Annotated in this window: 20 protein-coding genes; 14 read left to right on the top strand and 6 right to left on the bottom strand. The window is 47.4% G+C overall.

All coding sequences use genetic code 11. The features are described 5' to 3' along the window. Positions 1-47 precede the first annotated feature (47 nt). Entirely contained in the window at positions 48-659 is a 612-nt protein-coding gene (locus tag ESP131_RS09790; RefSeq protein ID WP_069940575.1) for a YdeI/OmpD-associated family protein, read from the top strand. Here the strand turns inward: ESP131_RS09790 and ESP131_RS09785 are convergent. Continuing rightward, positions 648-1538 carry an ABC transporter ATP-binding protein gene (locus tag ESP131_RS09785; protein ID WP_069940574.1) on the bottom strand — a complete coding sequence of 297 codons (891 nt, stop codon included), beginning with the start codon at positions 1536-1538 and terminating at the stop codon, positions 648-650. The genes ESP131_RS09790 and ESP131_RS09785 overlap by 12 nt on opposite strands. Before the next feature lies 1 nt (position 1539). Next, positions 1540-2223, bottom strand: coding sequence for an ABC transporter permease (locus ESP131_RS09780; RefSeq protein WP_069940573.1), 684 nt, complete (start codon positions 2221-2223; stop codon positions 1540-1542). Positions 2224-2463: 240 nt separating this feature from the next. Between ESP131_RS09780 and ESP131_RS09775 the strand changes: the two genes are divergently transcribed. The 5 genes from ESP131_RS09775 (at position 2464) to ESP131_RS16910 (ending at position 4920) form a co-directional block, all read left to right on the top strand. Next, positions 2464-3324 carry an alpha/beta fold hydrolase gene (locus ESP131_RS09775; RefSeq protein WP_069940572.1) on the top strand — a complete coding sequence of 287 codons (861 nt, stop codon included), beginning with the start codon at positions 2464-2466 and terminating at the stop codon, positions 3322-3324. Between the two features lie 43 nt (positions 3325-3367). After that, positions 3368-3754 carry a hypothetical protein gene (locus ESP131_RS09770; protein WP_069940571.1) on the top strand — a complete coding sequence of 129 codons (387 nt, stop codon included), beginning with the start codon at positions 3368-3370 and terminating at the stop codon, positions 3752-3754. 163 nt (positions 3755-3917) lie between these two features. Then, positions 3918-4580: a type 1 glutamine amidotransferase domain-containing protein gene (locus ESP131_RS09765; RefSeq protein ID WP_069940570.1), complete on the top strand. Its 663-nt coding sequence runs from the start codon at positions 3918-3920 to the stop codon at positions 4578-4580. A gap of 54 nt (positions 4581-4634) precedes the next feature. Continuing rightward, a complete protein-coding gene (locus ESP131_RS17005) occupies positions 4635-4769 on the top strand; it encodes a hypothetical protein (RefSeq protein ID WP_256442767.1) in 135 nt (44 codons plus the stop codon). Beyond that, the gene (locus ESP131_RS16910) at positions 4738-4920 is read left to right on the top strand and encodes a putative quinol monooxygenase (RefSeq protein WP_083254834.1); all 183 of its coding nucleotides are present in this window, start codon (positions 4738-4740) and stop codon (positions 4918-4920) included. The genes ESP131_RS17005 and ESP131_RS16910 overlap by 32 nt, the downstream gene beginning before the upstream one ends. A 69-nt stretch (positions 4921-4989) precedes the next feature. Here ESP131_RS16910 and ESP131_RS09760 read toward each other — a convergent pair whose 3' ends face one another. Together ESP131_RS09760 and ESP131_RS09755 are read right to left on the bottom strand one after the other, a co-directional pair. Next, a complete protein-coding gene (locus ESP131_RS09760; RefSeq protein WP_069940569.1) occupies positions 4990-5844 on the bottom strand; it encodes a LysR family transcriptional regulator in 855 nt (284 codons plus the stop codon). Positions 5845-6045: 201 nt separating this feature from the next. Further along, positions 6046-6390 (bottom strand): potassium channel family protein, encoded by a 345-nt coding sequence (locus ESP131_RS09755; RefSeq protein WP_069940568.1) that lies wholly within the window; start codon positions 6388-6390, stop codon positions 6046-6048. 417 nt (positions 6391-6807) lie between these two features. Here ESP131_RS09755 and ESP131_RS09750 point away from each other — a divergent pair, with 417 nt between their 5' ends. Beyond that, entirely contained in the window at positions 6808-7302 is a 495-nt protein-coding gene (locus ESP131_RS09750; protein WP_069940567.1) for a hypothetical protein, read from the top strand. A gap of 64 nt (positions 7303-7366) precedes the next feature. Here ESP131_RS09750 and ESP131_RS09745 read toward each other — a convergent pair whose 3' ends face one another. Continuing rightward, the gene (locus tag ESP131_RS09745) at positions 7367-8398 is read right to left on the bottom strand and encodes a zinc-binding dehydrogenase (protein WP_069940566.1); all 1032 of its coding nucleotides are present in this window, start codon (positions 8396-8398) and stop codon (positions 7367-7369) included. Between the two features lie 169 nt (positions 8399-8567). On the opposite strand from ESP131_RS09745, the gene ESP131_RS16655 reads away from it, so the two are divergent. The 3 genes from ESP131_RS16655 (at position 8568) to ESP131_RS09735 (ending at position 10192) form a co-directional block, all read left to right on the top strand. Then, positions 8568-9248 carry an NHL repeat-containing protein gene (locus tag ESP131_RS16655; RefSeq protein ID WP_197499318.1) on the top strand — a complete coding sequence of 227 codons (681 nt, stop codon included), beginning with the start codon at positions 8568-8570 and terminating at the stop codon, positions 9246-9248. Positions 9249-9254: 6 nt separating this feature from the next. After that, positions 9255-9641: an NHL repeat-containing protein gene (locus ESP131_RS16650; protein ID WP_156772503.1), complete on the top strand. Its 387-nt coding sequence runs from the start codon at positions 9255-9257 to the stop codon at positions 9639-9641. Positions 9642-9754: 113 nt separating this feature from the next. After that, positions 9755-10192, top strand: coding sequence for a hypothetical protein (locus tag ESP131_RS09735; protein ID WP_069940565.1), 438 nt, complete (start codon positions 9755-9757; stop codon positions 10190-10192). Positions 10193-10237: 45 nt separating this feature from the next. Here the strand turns inward: ESP131_RS09735 and ESP131_RS09730 are convergent, their stop codons facing one another. Then, a complete protein-coding gene (locus tag ESP131_RS09730) occupies positions 10238-10717 on the bottom strand; it encodes a hypothetical protein (protein ID WP_069940564.1) in 480 nt (159 codons plus the stop codon). A 522-nt stretch (positions 10718-11239) separates the two neighbouring features. Between ESP131_RS09730 and ESP131_RS09725 the strand changes: the two genes are divergently transcribed. From ESP131_RS09725 to ESP131_RS09710, 4 genes are all read left to right on the top strand, one after another. Further along, entirely contained in the window at positions 11240-12466 is a 1227-nt protein-coding gene (locus ESP131_RS09725) for an MFS transporter (RefSeq protein ID WP_069940563.1), read from the top strand. Positions 12467-12481: 15 nt separating this feature from the next. After that, positions 12482-13003 carry a GNAT family N-acetyltransferase gene (locus ESP131_RS09720; protein WP_069940562.1) on the top strand — a complete coding sequence of 174 codons (522 nt, stop codon included), beginning with the start codon at positions 12482-12484 and terminating at the stop codon, positions 13001-13003. A 210-nt stretch (positions 13004-13213) separates the two neighbouring features. Then, positions 13214-16942, top strand: coding sequence for an ABC transporter permease (locus ESP131_RS09715; RefSeq protein WP_069940561.1), 3729 nt, complete (start codon positions 13214-13216; stop codon positions 16940-16942). Between the two features lie 141 nt (positions 16943-17083). Beyond that, positions 17084-17998: a DMT family transporter gene (locus ESP131_RS09710; RefSeq protein ID WP_069940560.1), complete on the top strand. Its 915-nt coding sequence runs from the start codon at positions 17084-17086 to the stop codon at positions 17996-17998. Positions 17999-18060: the final 62 nt, after the last annotated feature.

The following is an 18060-nucleotide window of genomic DNA, read 5'->3' as shown; positions in this document are numbered from 1 at the left end:
TCGCGTGACATTGAGGGGGCACTGCTATATGAAATGGAGGAACGAACATGGAAATTACGAATGTCTTACGCTTTACCGATCGCGATGGCTTTCGACAGTGGCTGAAGAACCACGCGGATCACGCGTCCTTCTGTTGGGTGATTCTCAGTCGAAAACAAATCGGGGACGGGTTACTTTATCTCGATGCCGTCGAAGAGGCACTTTGCTTCGGCTGGATTGATGGCATTGCAAAGAAGACCGAAGACGGTGAACTGGCGCAACGCTTCACCCCGCGTCGAAAGAACAGTAACTGGACCGAACTGAACAAGGAACGGGTCCGTCGCTTGGAACGCCTCGGCTTGATGCAACCGTCCGGACGACAGGTTCTACCAGACATGCATGCTGATGCATTCGTCATCGATGACTCCATCCAGGCGCGAATACAAGAAGACCCGATCGTCTATGAACAGTTTAATGACTTCCCGGAGCTTTATCGACGTATCCGGATCGATACGATTCAAAGTGTACGTAAGGATCCCGCTCTCTATGAAAAACGTCTCCAGACGTTGATTGAAAAAACGAAACTGAATCAGATGTACGGTCAGTGGAATGACGGGGGTCGTCTTTTACTCGAAGATGTTCCGGAGACGGAATCAGAGGTTGATCGGTCAGACCGCTAAGAAAATCTCTTCTAACGATTGGCGTTCGATCTGCACCTCGTAGACTTTGACGTCTTGTTTTGCAAGCATGACGAGTAACTCTGGAATATCCTCTTCCGTCGATAAATCAAGCCGTGTACAGTCATCGGTTTGCGACAAAAGTCGAGCGTATGCTGGCAGATGCGATGGCGCTAATCGCGGAACAGTCCGAATACGGATTTGAATCTCCTGCCTCATTGCTTCTTGTAAGGACGCAACGGTTCCATAGCGGACGATTCTTCCCTCAGCCATGATGGCGACACGGTCACACATCTTTTCGATCTCATTCAAGTCATGTGAGGTCAAGAAAATCGTTTTTCCTTCCGCTTTTAATTCAAGCAACAATCGCTGGATATCAATCGCCGATTCTGGATCAAGACCGGACGTCGGTTCATCTAAAAAAAGTAATTCCGGATTTCCGGTGAGCGCTTGTGCGATGCTGATCTTTTTCTTCATCCCGAACGAAAAGCTCCCGATCTTTTGTCGCTCCGTTCCGCTTAATCCGACTTGTTCAAGCAATCGTCCAATTTCTTGCTTCGTGATGCGAACTCCTGATAATCCTGCCATGTAGTTAAGAAACGCACGTGCCGTCATATCATGATACAGATTCGATGTATCCGGCATGACTCCGATCCGTTGTTTGATGGTATCCAGTCGATCAGCGGGTTCACCGAGAAGGTCGACAGTTCCGCCTGTCGCTTGTGTGATTCCGGTCATAATCTGAATGAACGTCGATTTCCCAGCACCATTACGACCTAAAAAACCAAAGATTTCTCCTCGTTCGACCGTCAAATTCACCTCTCGTAAGACTTCCTTCGCACCGAACGATTTCTTCAACCCATTTACTTCAATCGCACTCATATTACAAATCCTTTCGCTTTAACGTGAGATAGGAGACTGTCAAAAACAACCCACTCCATAAAACAGGTAACAGTAATAACGTCCCAGACATGATGACAGCGTGATACGGCAAGATGTATTGAAACGGTACCAGATACCATTTTTCTGAGAACGCTGACCAGAGACCGATGATCGGGACGACAACCCCGAGAAATATACCGAGAAACATCGTCAAACCAGGCTTCGCAATCATCGTAGATAAAAAGATGTTGAAACTCGTGATGTATAGGATGACGATCAGAACCGTCAGATAATCCATCCAGAACCATTGCTGCGCGTAGAGCGAAACAATCAGAAAATTGATCGTAAGCGTCGCGCACCAGAACAATAGCGATCCGAGAAACTTCTCCAAAACGATTCGCAGACGCGACGTCTTCGTGACCAGTAAACGAATCGTCCGCGTCTCGATTTCACGATTGATGATGTCGTGTGATAACGCAGCCACGAACAGAAAACCGAAGAACAGGATGAAGAACTTAATGCTTGAAGTATAAGCAGACGGTTGATTAACGCCAGCAAGCAGTTCCGGATGCCTCGTCAAATACGATGCTGTGAAGACGGACGTGATCGTCAGAAAAAGAATCAATAGAATCGCTTTGATGCTTTTGAAGCTGCTCGTGAATTCTTGTTTTACGATTGGAAACATGACGGACTCCTTTGAACTTATTTTGATTAACGCAAGCGTTCTTTTACTTTCGTGACAAGGACACCGAGTCCATATAAGGTAACGGCTGTTAAGAGCATCGTGATGATGGTTTCCATGTGAATTCTCCTCTATGTAAATGACATGTTATCTTACTCTACGCTACTCCTTAAAAAAGTTTCCTTATTTTTCAATTCCCAACATTCTCCTCATGGTACAGTAAAAGAAAAAAGGAGACGGCAAATGAAACGTTATACGATCACCTGTCAGCAACCATCCGTTCATATTACGGAATGGGGAAACGAACAGCTTCCGACGATTGTCTGCTTTCATGGACTCGGCAGTACGAGTCTCAGCTTCATCGAAATCGCCGAAGCGCTCGCGGACGAATTCCGTCTGATTGCGATTGATTTACCCGGTCACGGCAAAACACCAGCTTTCTTAGATCCCCTACACTATCGCATGAAACCCTTTACGGACTGGATCGACGAAGTCTTACACATCCTTGATATCAAGCGGTTCTATGCCTTGTCGCACTCGTGGGGCAGTGTTCTCTCGCTTTATTATTTGATTGAACATGCAGACCGTGTGCTTGGCACGATCCTAATTGACGGCGGCTATCACAGTAAACGGCTCTACGGTCGTTCCGTAGAGGAAGAAGTCACCTTTTATGAACAAGATTTCGAGGATTTCGTTTCGACATGGGACGAATTTTTGGACATTGCTGTTTATGCCTCAAACGCCCGTCGCTCGCCCTCCCTTGATCAAGCCGGCGTCGATCTCCTTCGGATGGAGGAAGGACGATACCACTGGCATGCCCGAGGAGAGACGGCTGCTGCGATCGTACGCGCGCTTCACCACGAGGATGTTCTTGATTTCCTCCCGGACGTTCCACCAGCGGACATTCAGTTGTACGTCGCAACGTTACCGACGGATCAAGCTTCGATCCGTCAGCAGGCGACGAACCGATTACATGAGATGACGCAAGCGACGGTCCATTTCGTACCCGAGACAGGACATCTATTACACTGGGATCGTCCTGACGTCATCATCGAAGCGATTCGTCACTACTGGACGTCCGGAAAAAGATTGTCTTCCATTTGAAAAATGGTTTATTATGGAATTAAAGTAAAAAGGAGGGGTTCATATGTTAAAACGGCTAACTTTCGTTTGTGTGACCTTATGCGTCGCGATCGTCGCCGTGCTCGTCGCAGCACGCCACTCAACTGGAAACACCATATCGTTTGAAGAGCCGGTATCGGTTTACATCGCGATTGGACTAATTGTCTTCTTATTCTTACCACCGCTCGTCCTATCATTTTTCGAACATCCTGTCCTGAAGATCATCAATGTCGTCTATCAATCCTTAATCGTCTTTAGCTTCGTCGGACTGATTCCCGTCGGCTTCTTGAGTCCGAACGGATCCTCGACGATCATCGTCGCTGTCCTTGGAACGGTCGCAAGTCTTGCCAGTGTCATCGTGATAGTGCGAAGTCACTCGATGTTCACTAACTATTCTTCTGACGTACGTTAATCTATCTTTCAAACTGCTTCCGTCGTCATGATAGGAAGTAGTTTTTATTTTCATGTATAAATTTATTTATCGATAAGCTCGCTTTTATTAATTTGTTTTTTGATTCAAGCGGGCGTATTCTAATCACGTAGCCAATCGGCAAACGAAAAAGGAGGAACACATCATGAGTAAAAACATCTTAATGGTCGTCACGAACGCAAAGGAAATGAAGGAAGGTCACGCGACAGGACTTTGGTTGTCGGAGTTCGCAGAAGCATACATTGAGTTCAAAAATGCAGGATATACGGTAACGGTCGCAAGTCCGAACGGCGGCGAATCACCAATCGACGCACGGAGCCTTGAAGACGAAGTCCCCGCTGAGATCCAAGCAACAGCTCCACTCTTGAAAGAGACACTTGATTTGAAATCAATCCAGGACTTCTCAGCATTCGATGCAATCTTCATGCCAGGTGGACACGGTACGATGTTCGACTTGCCACAAAGTGATGCCTTGAACAACGCCCTTCAGACATTATTTGAAGCGAACAAAACGGTCGCTGCGGTCTGCCACGAACCAGCTGGACTCGTCAGTGCGACACTCTCAGACGGAACACCACTCGTCGCTGGAAAGACGATCGCAACGTTCACGGATGAAGAAGAACGCGCGACTGGTCTTGACGTCTACATGCCATTCTTGCTCGAGACACGTCTTCGTGAACTCGGTGCGAACATCATCACGGCTGACAACTTCACGGAAAACGTCCAAGTCGACGGAAACCTCGTCACGGGTCAAAATCCACAGTCCACGATTGCGGTCGCGAAAGCCGTCATTAATACACTCAACTAATCGAAACAAGAGATCCTTTGTATGAAGGATCTCTTTTCATAGGAGGTCTTTTAGATGATTCAACTGATTGCCCGGATCGAAGCACATCCGAATCAAGGCGAACAGCTCGTTTCTATCATCGAAGGTGTGATCCCCTTCGCGTGCCGAAGCAGGGTGCCTGACGTATCAGACACATCGCACTATCGATGATCCGAACGTCTTCTACTTTTATGAACAATGGCGTGATCAAGACGCTTTCGATCAGCATGTCGCCTCACCGCACTATCAAGCCTATCGAGCAGTCAGTGCCAGTCTTGTCGCTGATCGAAACTTGACGTTCTTAGATGACGTATCGAAATAATGTATATTTCGTACAAAAAAGTCCAATCCTCTAAGCAATTGCTTGGGGATTGGACTTTTTTAACTTAATTCAACTTAACGCCTTAATCACCTGTTGCAAAACCGGATCGTGGCGCGAGTCCGTTCGATAAGCGACATATAACTGATTCGTTGCGAATCGTTCCGGTGCAATCCGTTGTACTCGTCCAGCGCTGACCGCTGCTTCGACGAGATAATCGGGCAAAACGCTGATGCCGTGCCCTGCTTCGATCGCTTTTAGTATCGCATCGACGTTCGGTAAGATCATTTCCGGACGGATCCCAGGTCGTTCTCCGAACTGCGTCTGATAGTAGCGACGAATGATCGGTAACTCGAGTCCGTAACTGATCCAGCGCTGTCGGTCCATCCATTCCTTTAGATCCGCTTCCGGAGCATCGTAGCCAATCGGGGCGATCAAATGAAAACGTTCGTCAGCGATCGGAACGTACTGGACGCCCGGCTCATCAATTCGCTTCGTTGCGATGATGAAGTCGAGCTCATTTGCAAACATGCGTTGCAATAAGGGAACCGTCAAATCAAAGACTACCGTGAACTGTGCGACGTCGAGCGGTAGCTTCGGTACGATCCCATGCGTGACGAATTCCGTCGGTCCACCGAACTTCAAGACCGGACGAGATTGTTCCCCTGCTTCGTACTTCATCTCAAGTGATAACTCCTCGAGCCGATCAATCAATCCGACGACTTGTGTATAGAGAGCTGTTCCCGCGTCCGTCGGAATCATTTGCCGTGGCGCACGGATGAACAAGGATGTCTCTAGTTCTGCTTCCAGTGCCGCGATATGCTGACTGACCGCCGGTTGCGTCAAAAAACGAATTCGGGCAGCTGCCGAGACGGAACGTTGTTGATAAACGTGAATGAAACTGCGATACCATTCAAAATCAATCATGTGGTTTCTCCTTTTGCTTGGTCTTCTTAAAAAGTATAGATTCATTCAATTTATAAGACAAATAACGAATAATGTAATAAGTCATAAATTTATTAATCGGATAATGACAGAGGATTTCCATCATGCTTCGTTAGAAGTTTCTCTATTTAGAACTCAACGATTGCTCCGCGGATCATTGCAAGAAGTACATCAGATCCGGTTTTATTTCTGCTCCTTTTTCTTCTCCCGGTGATATTGTTTTAATGCCATATTGACGTTTACGATGACGGCACTGAGAACACCTACGCCAAGCATGACGTAAACAATCGAAAACAATTTACCGAACGCTGTTTGGGGGACAAGATCCCCATATCCGACCGTTGCGATCGTCATGACGGAGAAATAAAAGGCGTCCAGAATACTGAACTGTTCGACATTGTGATAGAAGACCGTTCCAATCAAAAAAAGTGCCCCGACCATGATCATCAATGCCTTCTGTTCTTCTTGCTTGAATAAGATACGAATGACATGAAAAAAATTTCGGATCAAAATAAAGAACGCCAGCATGCTCTCTCCTCAGTTCCGTCATCACGGCGCACGTTCATTGAACAATTTCTCTAGTTGGTCAGGATCAAGTTGATTCAAGTCAGAGATCAGGAAATAATCGATTCGTTGTAAACTTTGATCCGTCCGTAGGAGCTATTTGACATCGAGCAACGTCGCGATCAAAATAAAACTACAGTTGTACAGAAACAGATATCTGCACCGAGCGCGTAGGTCATGCTCTGATTCGCAATGCTGTTATAGACGGTGGCAGCAAGGCGGTGGCGATTACGACACCGGGAACGTCCGCGCAATCAGTTCGTCACTTAAAAACGAGTCACACCATTTAAGTCATTGGTTTTTATTTACCCGTTTTTAGTGTGTTCGCCTTATTTCCCATATGAAAAATAAAAAATCCCTTTAACGAAAGGTACATTGCTCATGAAAAAATTCCGCGGCAAACGCCGTTACTTTAAAAATCTCGAACTGGAATTCAACAGTTTTTCTTCTCCAGCCTATATTGATTCAGACGTTTGGTTTAACGACTGGCACGAGCACCCTGACTTTTATGGACATGGCAACGCGAGTCTGCGTATTCGTAAAGCACATCTTCGGATTGCATTGAGCGCTATGCAGGACATGCAACAAAAACTAGCGGAAAAACAGATTGAACATCAGCTTTACATAACGATTGTCCTCGAGGATGCTTCACAAGACGCACTACATGTCCACACGACGAATCCGGACGGAACCCCATTCCCACTCGAGCGGATTCAGTCGTTCCCTCACGCTTCACACGTTCCGACGTGGGTAACGGAACTCTTTCCGAGCAACCGGTATACGATTCATGAATCACAGGAGAAATTCATCGATTATACGGAAGAGGAGCCTGTCAGCTCGACCGTCACATTTTTTTATATCTTGCCAAATCGTTAACGATACGAAAACGAGCTATCCTTTCCATCACAGGAAGAGGATAGCTCGTTTTGTTCGGTTTCTCTTATGGTAGCAAGACGACCTTGCCGAATTTACCAGCTTGTTTAAAGTACGCTTGGGCTTCTCGCGCTTCAGCGAGCGGGAACGTCCGGTCGATGACGGGCTGAATCGTCTGCGTCCGAACCGCCTCCAGTAATTTCTCATAATCATGGCGATTGCCAAGGACGGATCCTTGTAGACGGATATGTTTCAAATAAAGCGTCCGAAAATCGAGCGACGTCACCTGTCCCCCAGACGATCCGGAAATACAGTACGTTCCGCCGCGCTTCAGCAGATCCAGTCCTTGTTTAAACACCGCATCGCCGACGACGTCGAGAATCGCATCGACCGGACCGACTTCTTGCATGACCTGCTGATCCCAGTCCGGCTCACGGTAGGAAACGACCAAGTCCGCCCCGAGTTTTTGCAATTGATCCGTCAGCTTCAAGTCACCGACAAGTGCGATGACAAGGGCGCCAAAGACACGTTTCGCAATCTGGACGTTGAGTGAGCCGACACCACCACTGGCACCTGTTACGAGTATCGTCTGTCCTTCTTGTAAGTCAAGTTGTTCGACCATGTGCCACGCCGTCAATCCACTGACCGAGAAGACCGCACTGTCCGTATAGGAAGCAAGCGGCATGTCGTAGCAGAGTTCAAGCGGCCAGCAGACATACTCCGCGTATCCGCCGTCATACTCGGAGCCGATGAACGATAAGTCCTCGGCACTTTGTTCATCAGCGATTTCTCCACTTGCCGTGAACGGGAACAAGACGACGTCGCGCCCGATTTCCGTCTCGGCGACACCGTCTCCGACCGCGACAATCCGTCCGCTAATGTCTGAACCGGGAATCCGGGGGAACTGCACCCCTTCTGCTTTCCAGCCGGATTCACTCTCCGCACCATAGGCGCCTTCCCGCATCCAAATTTCTGTATTGTTCAAGGCACAAGCTTTGATTTCAATCAATACCTCGCCTTGTTTCGGTTGTGGTGTCTCTTGATCGATATAGGCGAGCTGCTCAAGCCCACCATGCCCCGTTACGGTGACTGCCTTCATGTTTTTGCCTCACTTTCTTTCTTCCATATGATATCTCTCTTCTTTACCCCTTCATCCTGATTTTAATATCCTGCTTCCGTAACCCGCTGTCTCCTCCTATAGAACGATTCGTCCTCGTTTAGTATCTAGATATAATATGGGGACGAATTCACGTCTGGAGGAACAATGTATGAAAAAACGACTGCTCTTTATAGGGACATTAGCAACCATCACGGTACTGGGTATTACCTGGTCGAGATGCGGCGCAGATCCCGTCATGAAAGACAACTATCAACCTATCCTAAAAGATACGATGTATCGAGGACAGGTCGCTTGGCCACTTGAAACGCGCGATCGTTCGATTGCCGGCGAAGCAAGCGGTGTCGCTGTTGCTCCGAACGGTGACGTCTACTATTTACACCGGGGTAGTAATTTATACGGCGATGACACCTACATCAAAGAACCGACATTGATCGTGCTCGACGGAAAGACGATGCAGGTGAAGAAGCGGTTAGGCGCCGGTCTGTTCAAGTCACCGCACGGTCTTGAAGTCGATGACCAAAACAATATCTGGATTACCGACATCAGTCTGAACCAAGTCTTCAAGCTCGATGCGTCCGGCAAAGTCTTGCAAACGTTCGGAAACGCATATGGTCCGTTCACGGAAGTCGGTCTGCGTATCCGAAACGTCTTGCCAAGCATCCCGCTACAGCTGGATGAAAAGACGTTCGCTCGTCCGACAGACGTCACCGTTTTCAAGGACGGCTCGTTCGCCGTATCTGACGGCTACCGGAATAGTCGCATCGTCATGTTCAATCCAAAAGGAGCAGTCAAATGGGAAGTCAATGAACTCGGCAAACAAGACGGATAGTTCAATCTGCCGCATGGGATCAGTAGCGACGATGAGATGAATCTCTATGTGGCGGACCGGGACAACGCCCGAGTTCAAGTCTTTAATCGAAACGGCAAACACATCAATACGTGGTCGTCAAAAGAACTCGGTCGACCGTACGGGATCGAAGTCGGTGCGAACGGTAAAGTCTACGTCGCCGATGGCGGAAACTATTTAAATGGACAAAAAAAGAACGCGCAAAGCCAAATCGTCATCTTGAACAAACAAGGAAAGATTGAGAAACGATTCGGTGCGTGGGGCAAAGAAGCGGGACAACTCCGGATTGCGCACGACATCGCGGTCGGTTCGGATGGAACGATTTATGTCGCGGAGTTGTTGAACAAACGATTGCAGCTGTTTTCTGAAAAATAATAGGGAACGGAAGTATTTCGAAATTTAAGAAATGAATATCCTTTTTTTCAAAGACACCTCAACTTATTTCGATTTATTTTGGTAAAATAAAGAAAATCCATCGGGGGTGTCTCATGAAACGTGGTCTAACATTAGCCGTTCTACTGGTCCTCGTCGTTTGCGTCATCGTTTTCGAACCGTTCCGTGGTGCGCCACCGAATCCCGAAATCGAGGCAAAAGGAAAGGATGTTCCGACCGTCCAAGGATCTTATTGCTGGGACAGCTTGCTCCGCAGTCAATGTGTCGATAAGACGTACCGTGACGGTCTTGACCTAGCAAAAGGGAAAACGCCAGTTACCATCTCCGCTGGGGCACCCGTCCGTGTCGAATTATCTGGTGATCTTAAAAGCGTAAAACTATCACAGTGGGACGATCAAAAACAGGAATCCCCTGTCGCTTTGAAAAAAGATCAGTTCAACGCCCCGACAGAACCTGGCCTCTATGCGTACGAACTAAACTCGCGCTGGGAACAAGGAGACGGACAATTCGGATTCTTATTGAAAGTGCAGTAAAACAATAACCCCACTGTCGTCTCATGACTTCAGTGGGGTTTGCTGTCATCCGGTTTGACGATACAGTTGCAAAATTCCGAAGACGGTCAAGATGAGATAGCCTGTTCCGATGAACAGAAAGACTGGGCGAATCAATTGATCCTTCGGTTGACGCGTAATGCCTTCGAAGAAACAACTGATGATGAAACCGAGAACGAGGATTCCGCTATACATGGAAAGGAAGATGACGAGAAGACCAATGAGACTCGGATTCGTCAACGAAGGTGCTAACCATATGAGACCACCGACTAATACGGCAAGTACAACTGTCCCCATTACGATTCCGATAAGTGGATGGATCGTATTTAGTCGACGGATCACATCATGACGTTTGACGAAACGCTCCACTAGAATCATCGCTGATAGACAGGTCAGTAAAAATAAGATTAAGAAATAGATTGCTTGCTCGACTGGACGGAACGTCGTGAAAAAGACAGCTTCGGTTAGAAAAAGGAGTGGAGATATGAAAAAAATCAAACGTTTCATTTCTTTCCCTCCTTTCGTACGACTTTCTTGAAAGTGAACGTGTGACCATGACAATGTATCATACAACCTGTTACATCTTTTACCATTTAGGTCGCTTTTTCTAATTCTGATTTCTATGTATCATTTTCAACAATTGTAAAAAATTGATAAAATTCTTTACGGTTTCATTCTGTATATGCTAGGATGAGACAAATCATATGAATTAAACGCGTCGAAGAGAACAGTACGTCATCTCGGCTTTTCCTAGAGAGCTCCGATTGGTGGAAAGGAGCATCAGCCATTGACCGAACCAAGCCTCTGAGCAGCACGGTGGAACCGAATCGGGGATATCGTGACGGGTGCTCCCGTTATCGAGCTCAGGTATTTGCCGTTTGAAAACGGTCGTACCGATGAAGGCGATACCGGTGACGGTCTCGCGAACAGGGGTGGCACCACGACACGCACAGTCTCGTCCCCAAGACCAACGTCTTGGAGGTGGGATTTTTTTGTTGGCTTAAAAAACAATAAAAAGGAGTGTGTCATATGTCGAATTGGAAATACCCTGGATTGCTATTACTTGGTGTCGGTGTCTCGAACATCGGCGCTTGGGTCTACTTCATCGCCTTGAATTTAATTGTCCTTGAACGAACGGGATCAGCGTTCGCCGTCTCCGTTCTCTATATTCTGTTGCCGATCTCCGCGCTGTTGACGAGCCTCTGGTCCGGTAGTGTCGTCGATCGGATCAATCAGCGCCGCTTGCTCGTCATGCTTGACGTCTCGCGTGCCGGGCTCGTCTTTTCACTGACACTGATCGATTCACTGTATGTCCTCTATGCGCTCGTCTTTATCCTGAACATCGGCAACACACTGTTTGAGACATCGTCATTGATCTATATGACGAAGCTCGTCCCGGAGACGAGTCGCCAACGGTTCAATGCGTTGAAGAACTTTATTCAGTCAGCCGGCTTTATTCTCGGACCGTCGATTGCTGGATTCTTATTTTTGATTGGTTCCCCAGAAACAGCGATCATTCTGAATGCGGGAGCGTTGTTGTGTTCTGCTGCCTTACTGTCCGTCTTGCCCGACGTCCGTCAGGCAGAGACTCCAGCGACGTCCTTCTCACTCCAAGTGATTCTTGCGGACTGGAAAGAGACGCTTCAGTTTGCACGGACGCGGCGCTACGTCACGCTCGTCTACGCCTTCTATGCGCTGATGATCGTCCTGATGAGCGGACTTGATTCGCTCGAAGCCTCGTTTGCGACGATCGTTCTGCAACTGGATGAAAGCACGTATGGATTTCTCGTCAGTATCGCTGGAATCGGCATCATCTGTGGTTCTGCCGTCAATGCGATCTTCACGCATCGCTTGTCGCTCCGCTTCTTGATTCAATTCGGAGCACTGATGACACCGATCGGTTATGTGATCTTTGCCACAGCGACGTCATTCCTGACGGCAGCGACCGGCTTTTTCTTGCTGACGTTCGCCCTTGCGTTTGCGAACACCGGCTTCATGACGTTCGCTCAAACGCACATTCCGGTCGAAACGATGGGACGATTCCTCAGTAGCATCCACGTCGTACAGTCAGCTGGTGTCATTCTCTTGACGGCGTTGATTGGTTTCTATGCGGAGACCTCAATCCGCTTGACGTATACCGTCGCTGCAGTCAGCTTTCTATTGATCGGTGGATGGATTGTTTGGATCGTCCAGGATCGAACGAAACGTCATCATTTTACGACGGAAACAGACGAAACGATCAAGCTTTCGTCATGAGAAAGGAAGATATTCATGCACCTGACCGCAAAACGAATTTTCCTCCGTCCGCTTGACGTGACCGATGCGCACGTCTTATTCGAACAAACTGAGGATGAGACATTACGTTTCCTGACTGGTACGACAGCAACGTTTTCGCTCGAGCAGATCGAACGACACATTCTTTCGATCCAAGCTGATCCATCGCGCTTCGATTTCGCAATCTGTTTGAATTCCGGTGAAATAATTGGTGAGTGTTCCATTTTAGACATTGAGGCAGAGTTGAAACAAGCGGGCTTTCGTATTTCGATGCGCGCCCTCCCCTGGACCGGTCAAGGATACGGGACAGAGGCGATCGCGTGTATCATCCGCTTTTGTTTCGAGGAACTTCGACTTCATCACCTTGAACTTGAAGTGTTTTCGCATAATGAGCGAGCCATCGCTTCGTATAAAAAAGTTGGCTTTGACGTCGTAGAAACGATTCCTGATGCTGTATCCTATGAAGGGCGTTCGTTCGACGAAATCATCATGCGGAAATGTAATCCGCTCTATGCTTAAAAGAATCAATCCTGATGTAGCACCTCCTTCGTGAGGTGCTTTTTCTAATCTATTAAAAACGAACATACCTAATCAACAGATTTTTTAGTCAATTCACTATTATTTGTATATAATGGAAAAATAAAAAGAAATATATGGATATGTACATAAGTGATAAGGAGGTCATATTACACAATTTTCTTCAAATCAAACGAAAGCGAGGGATAGTACATGCTGAGATTCATCTGGAATTCATGGTGGCGCAATAAGGAGCGTTTCATCTTGCTCCTCGTCGGCGTCCTGATCGTCAGTACCGGACTGAGTTACTTGATCGGTACGACGCAAGCGAACAACGGAACGGTCGTCGATGAACTGCAAAAACGCTGGGGATCGTCGTACGATATCGTCGTCCGTCCGGAAGGCAGCCGGAGCGTGACGGAAGACTTGAACCTGCTCGAACCGAACTATATGAGCGGACTCGACGGTGGGATTTCCCGCAAGCAGTACGAGACGATCAAGCAGATTGCTGACGTAGAAGTCGCAGCACCGATTGCGATGATTGGGAACTACAATACGAATGCTGAAACGGATACCTATAATTTCAAAGAACCGGGCATTTACAAAATTTCGTTTACGGATATGCAAGATACTGGGCTAAAGAAAGAAACAGAATCTTATTCATTCTTTGCCGGAGCCGGTTGGTTCCCTCCTGAGAGTGACGGATTGAATCGAGATGTTTCACCGCAAGAATTAGGCGAGTTTCCTATCTACGGTTACGGGAGCGCAGTGATGCTTGCCGGGATTGATCCGGAAGCTGAAGCACAACTCGTTGGACTCGATCAGGCAACCAAAAAGGCTACGCATAGTCGTTATTTCACGAAGGACGATGTCGTGAACGATTATGGTGACGGTGTTTGGGACATCCCATTGATCATGAACAGTCAGGAATACGTCAATGCTTCGCGGACCTATCGCTACGAGAAAGTCGATATCCCGCTCGTCAAAGATTCAATGGTTGAAACGGTGCGCAGTATCATGAAAAAAGGTGGCGAATCCTATCTCAAGACGCTTCCTGTTAAAGATACGAAGGAATACTATATTTCGACAGAGCAAGCATCAAAGCAACTTATTAAGAACATTCTCGAAGATAAGGTTCCGGAAAAAGCAAGTGGTAGCTTTGACTGGATGTTTTTAAAGCCATCGTCTGTCGAGTATCAAACGATTGCTAGTCCCTTTGCCAAACGTTGGCCGTTCACCTATCAAGTAACACCTCAAGAGGTCGATAAGGACGCCCTCATTTCAAAACGATCGATGTACCGAAAAGCGCGTATCTTCGGTGATGGTACGGGTAACCTAGACAAAGTACCAAAAATGCATTTGAACTATATTGGTGTCTTTGATCCGAAAAAATTGAACATCTCGAAGGATCCGTTGACGGAACTACCGATGGAGACCTACTTCCCGGCGAAAGCCCAATGGGTCATGGATAAGAATGAAAAACCGGTCAATCCAGTCCGAGAAGTCAAGCCGACGAACGATCCGTATGACTTCTTGACGAAACCACCATCGATGCTGACGACGCTTGACGCCGCCTTTAAGTTACGTGGTGATAAAGCGATTTCTGCTATTCGTGTCAACGTCAAAGGTGTCGAGACGATGAACGCGACGAGTGAGAAGAAGTTGAAAGCTGTCGCTCAAGAGATCGAGGACAAGACCGGTTTAATCACCGACGTCACGCTTGGTTCCTCGCCACAACTTGCACTGACTTACCTCCCTGGATTAAAAGGTGAATCGGCACTCGGTTGGATCCAGCAACCGTGGATCAAACTCGGTTCATCGATGGCCATCTTCCAAGAAGCGAAAGTCGGAATGAGCGGTATCATCGCCAGTGTCATCGCTGTTGCGCTCGTCTATGTCTTCAGTTCAAACATCATCTTACTCTATGCCCGCAAGAAGGAATTCGCGATCTTACTGTCGCTCGGTTGGCGTCCACGTCAGCTTTCGAAGCTTCTGTTCCTGGAAGCGACACTACTCGGCACACTCGTCGCCTTGATCTCTTGGACGATCCTCGGTTCGTTCTGGCTGACGACGGATCATCCGATTGCCTTATCACGGATCATCTTGATTGGACTTGCTGGTCTATTGATTTACTGGGGCGGTACGCTCGTCCCGATGACGCTCATCCGCCGGATTCAGCCGTTCGAAAGTATGCGTTCTGGTGAAGTCTCCAAAGGTCGTCGCTTCGTCCGGGCACAAAGTGTCCTTGGGATGAGCATCAACCAACTTGCAACGTATTGGCAACGGACGATCCTCTCGACAATCGCGATCGCCTTGCCGACGAGTCTGTTCATTTTCTTCCTATTCATCACCTTCCGACTGAAAGGTGTCTTGTATGCGACATGGCTCGGCGAATACGTTGCCCTCGAAGTCGGCACGATGCATTATGTTGCGATGGGTGTCGCTTTACTTATCGCCATCCTGACGACGACGGAGATCATGTGGCAAAACGTCAACGAACGAAAGAGTCAACTTGCCGTCTTGAAGGCAACTGGTTGGCGGAACGGTCAAATCCGGACGCTCGTCTTAAGTGAAGGATTGATGACGGGACTGTTCGCTGGAATCATCGGTTTGCTCATTGCACTCGCGATGATCGGCTTCGTCTATAACCAGTTCCCAACAGGTGAGCTTGGTTTCTTGAGTGTCATGTTGTTGATTCCTGCCATCACGGGAGTTCTCGGTGCCCTCTTACCCGCTCAACGCGCCGTCAGCATTACACCAAATGCTGCGATTGGAAGTGTCGCAACGAATACGAAAGCGACGGAACGACGTTTCCGACTCGCCTTATCCGCAGTTGGTGGTGCCCTTGTCGTTGGTGTCGCTTCCCTGTTCTTCTTTGCTACGACAGAAGAAGGTCCTACGTCCACGAAACCGGTACAAACAGCTGCACCAACGGTCAAGACGACAGGAACGAAATTGGCAGATGTAAAAGACAAGAAAAAGAAAGCGTCCTCTACGAAAAAAGTCAATTCGAGCAAGCTCGATCAACTAATGGATCGTGGAGTCGTTCAAACCTATCCGGGAGATCCTAAAACAAAAAGCAATATTTTCCATGTTGATAAACTTCTCCTATCTCCTCCAAAGGAGTTGAAATTACCAACTCTTGATGATGAACAATATGTTACCGTTCCCGTCATCCTTGAGAACTACAAGGATAAAGACGCAGATGGCGGATATGGTATTTATAAGCCAAATCTATTCACGTTAGAGGATACAAGCGGTAATGTATACGAAGCTGTCGATTATGAGAACCGGAACCCAGACGCTTGGAAGGACGGCTATCGCTATTTCCCACCTTTCGTTTCTCGCGTCGATCTTGTGTTCCGTGTTCCAAGTGATAAAAATACGTATGTTCTTCTCGCGACAAGCGAAGCCATTGCGAAGCCGACGACCGTCAAAATCGAAGTCGATGCTGTTAATGCTGCATCAACCAACGTGAAGACCGGACAAAAGAAACAGTCAAAGAAAAAGAATACAGACGCCATCGAAGAACTGATGAATAAAGGTGGTCTTCAGACTTATGCTGGTGATAAGAATTTAATGAAACAACGTGGGTTCATGGTCAGTTCGGCGAAACGTGTTCCACTGAAGAATCTTCCGAAAAATAAACAAGCCGTATCTGTCAGACTTGAGATGCAGGTAAAGGGTGAAGATTCAGCTGACTCTTATATTGACTATAAACCCTCTTCTTTCCCATTGATTGATCGTCACAAGAAAAGCTACATGCCAGAAGAAACGATCAATCTGAACAAAAAAGCCTATTCAGAAAGCTTAGGTTATTACGCTCCGTTACACTCAAAAATTGATGTCATCTACATCGTACCGAAAAATGAAAATACCTTCGTCATGAACGTAAAAACAGGATTCACTGGTTTTCTCTACACCGTTAAAATCAAATTATGATTACTACTTAATCACTGGCTGTCATATGACGGTCAGTGATTTTTCTATTTATACCGAAATTAATTTCTTAACGTTTTACTTTTGGTAAGATGAAATACAGGAAAAGATTTGGAAATGAAAATACGTAAACGAGGATTAACCATGACATATTTCATGTATCTATTTTGTTTGATCGTCTGGGGACTGAATTTCATTGCTGTCAAAATCCAAGGAACACCTGTCGCCTTGGAAGTATCCCTGACCTATCGATTAGCGATGACCGCTGTTCTTTTCATTCTATTTGTGTTATTCGTTAAACGAACGAACAAACCTACCGCGTCGGACATGCCTTTCATCGTCGTATTTGGTGTCTGTAACTTCGCTCTGAGTTACTTATGTCTCTATTACGCGACGATGTTAAGCTCTGCCGCCATCGTGACGTTGATTTTCTCACTCAAGGTCATTCTGACACCAATTGCTCTGCGCTTGTTTTTAAAAGAGACCCTCCATGCGCGCGTTTGGATTGGCGGATGTTTTGGTATCATCGGCGTCGGTGTCCTGATTGTTCCGAGTCTAAGCAGCATCCATGGACTGACCGATTTAAAAGGTGTCTTGATTGCCTTGGTCGGCACGCTATTGACTTCAGTGGGTGACGCCAGTTCAGCGCGGAACGCCAATCAACGAATCAACCCGGTTAATGCCAACGCGATCGGATTTTCTGTCGCGAGTCTACTGATGGGCGCTATCGTCTGGTTCCAAGGAACACCGCTTACGCTCCCGACAACCGTCACCTATCTTTCTGCTTTACTGTATTTAACCGTGATTGCATCATTTCTCGCATGGCTGTTTTACCTGAAACTCGTCGAACGGATCGGTGGTGCGAAGAGCGGCTATATGGTGGCGCTCTTCCCCGTCATCGGCGGAATCGCATCCGTCATGATCGGCGAATCCACACCCTCTCTGTATTTACTCTTCGGCTGCTTATCGAGTTGTCTTGGAGCTGCCATTGCTTTAGGAATTGGTGTATCGCGTCAACGAAGAAACGCCATACCGGATACGGCGGACAAGATTGGTTAAATCAAATCAGTCTGTACAGTCGACCATCAAAAGGACAGAGGTTCAGCGAATTCGCTCATGAA

It is taken from the genome of Exiguobacterium sp. U13-1 (genome assembly GCF_001750115.1).
Classification (GTDB): Bacteria; Bacillota; Bacilli; order Exiguobacteriales; family Exiguobacteriaceae; genus Exiguobacterium_A; species Exiguobacterium_A acetylicum.
The sequence above is the reverse complement of the archived record's forward strand: the minus strand, read 5'-3'. Positions and strand labels throughout refer to the sequence as shown.

What these genes read in the sequence shown, in the direction of transcription:
- ESP131_RS09790 (WP_069940575.1), top strand. Translation starts at nt 48, where the DNA reads ATGGAAATTACGAATGTCTTACGCTTTACCGATCGCGATGGCTTTCGA.
- ESP131_RS09785 (WP_069940574.1), bottom strand. Translation starts at nt 1,538, where the DNA reads ATGAGTGCGATTGAAGTAAATGGGTTGAAGAAATCGTTCGGTGCGAAG.
- ESP131_RS09780 (WP_069940573.1), bottom strand. Translation starts at nt 2,223, where the DNA reads ATGTTTCCAATCGTAAAACAAGAATTCACGAGCAGCTTCAAAAGCATC.
- ESP131_RS09775 (WP_069940572.1), top strand. Translation starts at nt 2,464, where the DNA reads ATGAAACGTTATACGATCACCTGTCAGCAACCATCCGTTCATATTACG.
- ESP131_RS09770 (WP_069940571.1), top strand. Translation starts at nt 3,368, where the DNA reads ATGTTAAAACGGCTAACTTTCGTTTGTGTGACCTTATGCGTCGCGATC.
- ESP131_RS09765 (WP_069940570.1), top strand. Translation starts at nt 3,918, where the DNA reads ATGAGTAAAAACATCTTAATGGTCGTCACGAACGCAAAGGAAATGAAG.
- ESP131_RS17005 (WP_256442767.1), top strand. Translation starts at nt 4,635, where the DNA reads ATGATTCAACTGATTGCCCGGATCGAAGCACATCCGAATCAAGGCGAA.
- ESP131_RS09760 (WP_069940569.1), bottom strand. Translation starts at nt 5,844, where the DNA reads ATGATTGATTTTGAATGGTATCGCAGTTTCATTCACGTTTATCAACAA.
- ESP131_RS09755 (WP_069940568.1), bottom strand. Translation starts at nt 6,390, where the DNA reads ATGCTGGCGTTCTTTATTTTGATCCGAAATTTTTTTCATGTCATTCGT.
- ESP131_RS09750 (WP_069940567.1), top strand. Translation starts at nt 6,808, where the DNA reads ATGAAAAAATTCCGCGGCAAACGCCGTTACTTTAAAAATCTCGAACTG.
- ESP131_RS09745 (WP_069940566.1), bottom strand. Translation starts at nt 8,398, where the DNA reads ATGAAGGCAGTCACCGTAACGGGGCATGGTGGGCTTGAGCAGCTCGCC.
- ESP131_RS16655 (WP_197499318.1), top strand. Translation starts at nt 8,568, where the DNA reads ATGAAAAAACGACTGCTCTTTATAGGGACATTAGCAACCATCACGGTA.
- ESP131_RS09735 (WP_069940565.1), top strand. Translation starts at nt 9,755, where the DNA reads ATGAAACGTGGTCTAACATTAGCCGTTCTACTGGTCCTCGTCGTTTGC.
- ESP131_RS09730 (WP_069940564.1), bottom strand. Translation starts at nt 10,717, where the DNA reads ATGAAACGTTTGATTTTTTTCATATCTCCACTCCTTTTTCTAACCGAA.
- ESP131_RS09725 (WP_069940563.1), top strand. Translation starts at nt 11,240, where the DNA reads ATGTCGAATTGGAAATACCCTGGATTGCTATTACTTGGTGTCGGTGTC.
- ESP131_RS09720 (WP_069940562.1), top strand. Translation starts at nt 12,482, where the DNA reads ATGCACCTGACCGCAAAACGAATTTTCCTCCGTCCGCTTGACGTGACC.
- ESP131_RS09715 (WP_069940561.1), top strand. Translation starts at nt 13,214, where the DNA reads ATGCTGAGATTCATCTGGAATTCATGGTGGCGCAATAAGGAGCGTTTC.
- ESP131_RS09710 (WP_069940560.1), top strand. Translation starts at nt 17,084, where the DNA reads ATGACATATTTCATGTATCTATTTTGTTTGATCGTCTGGGGACTGAAT.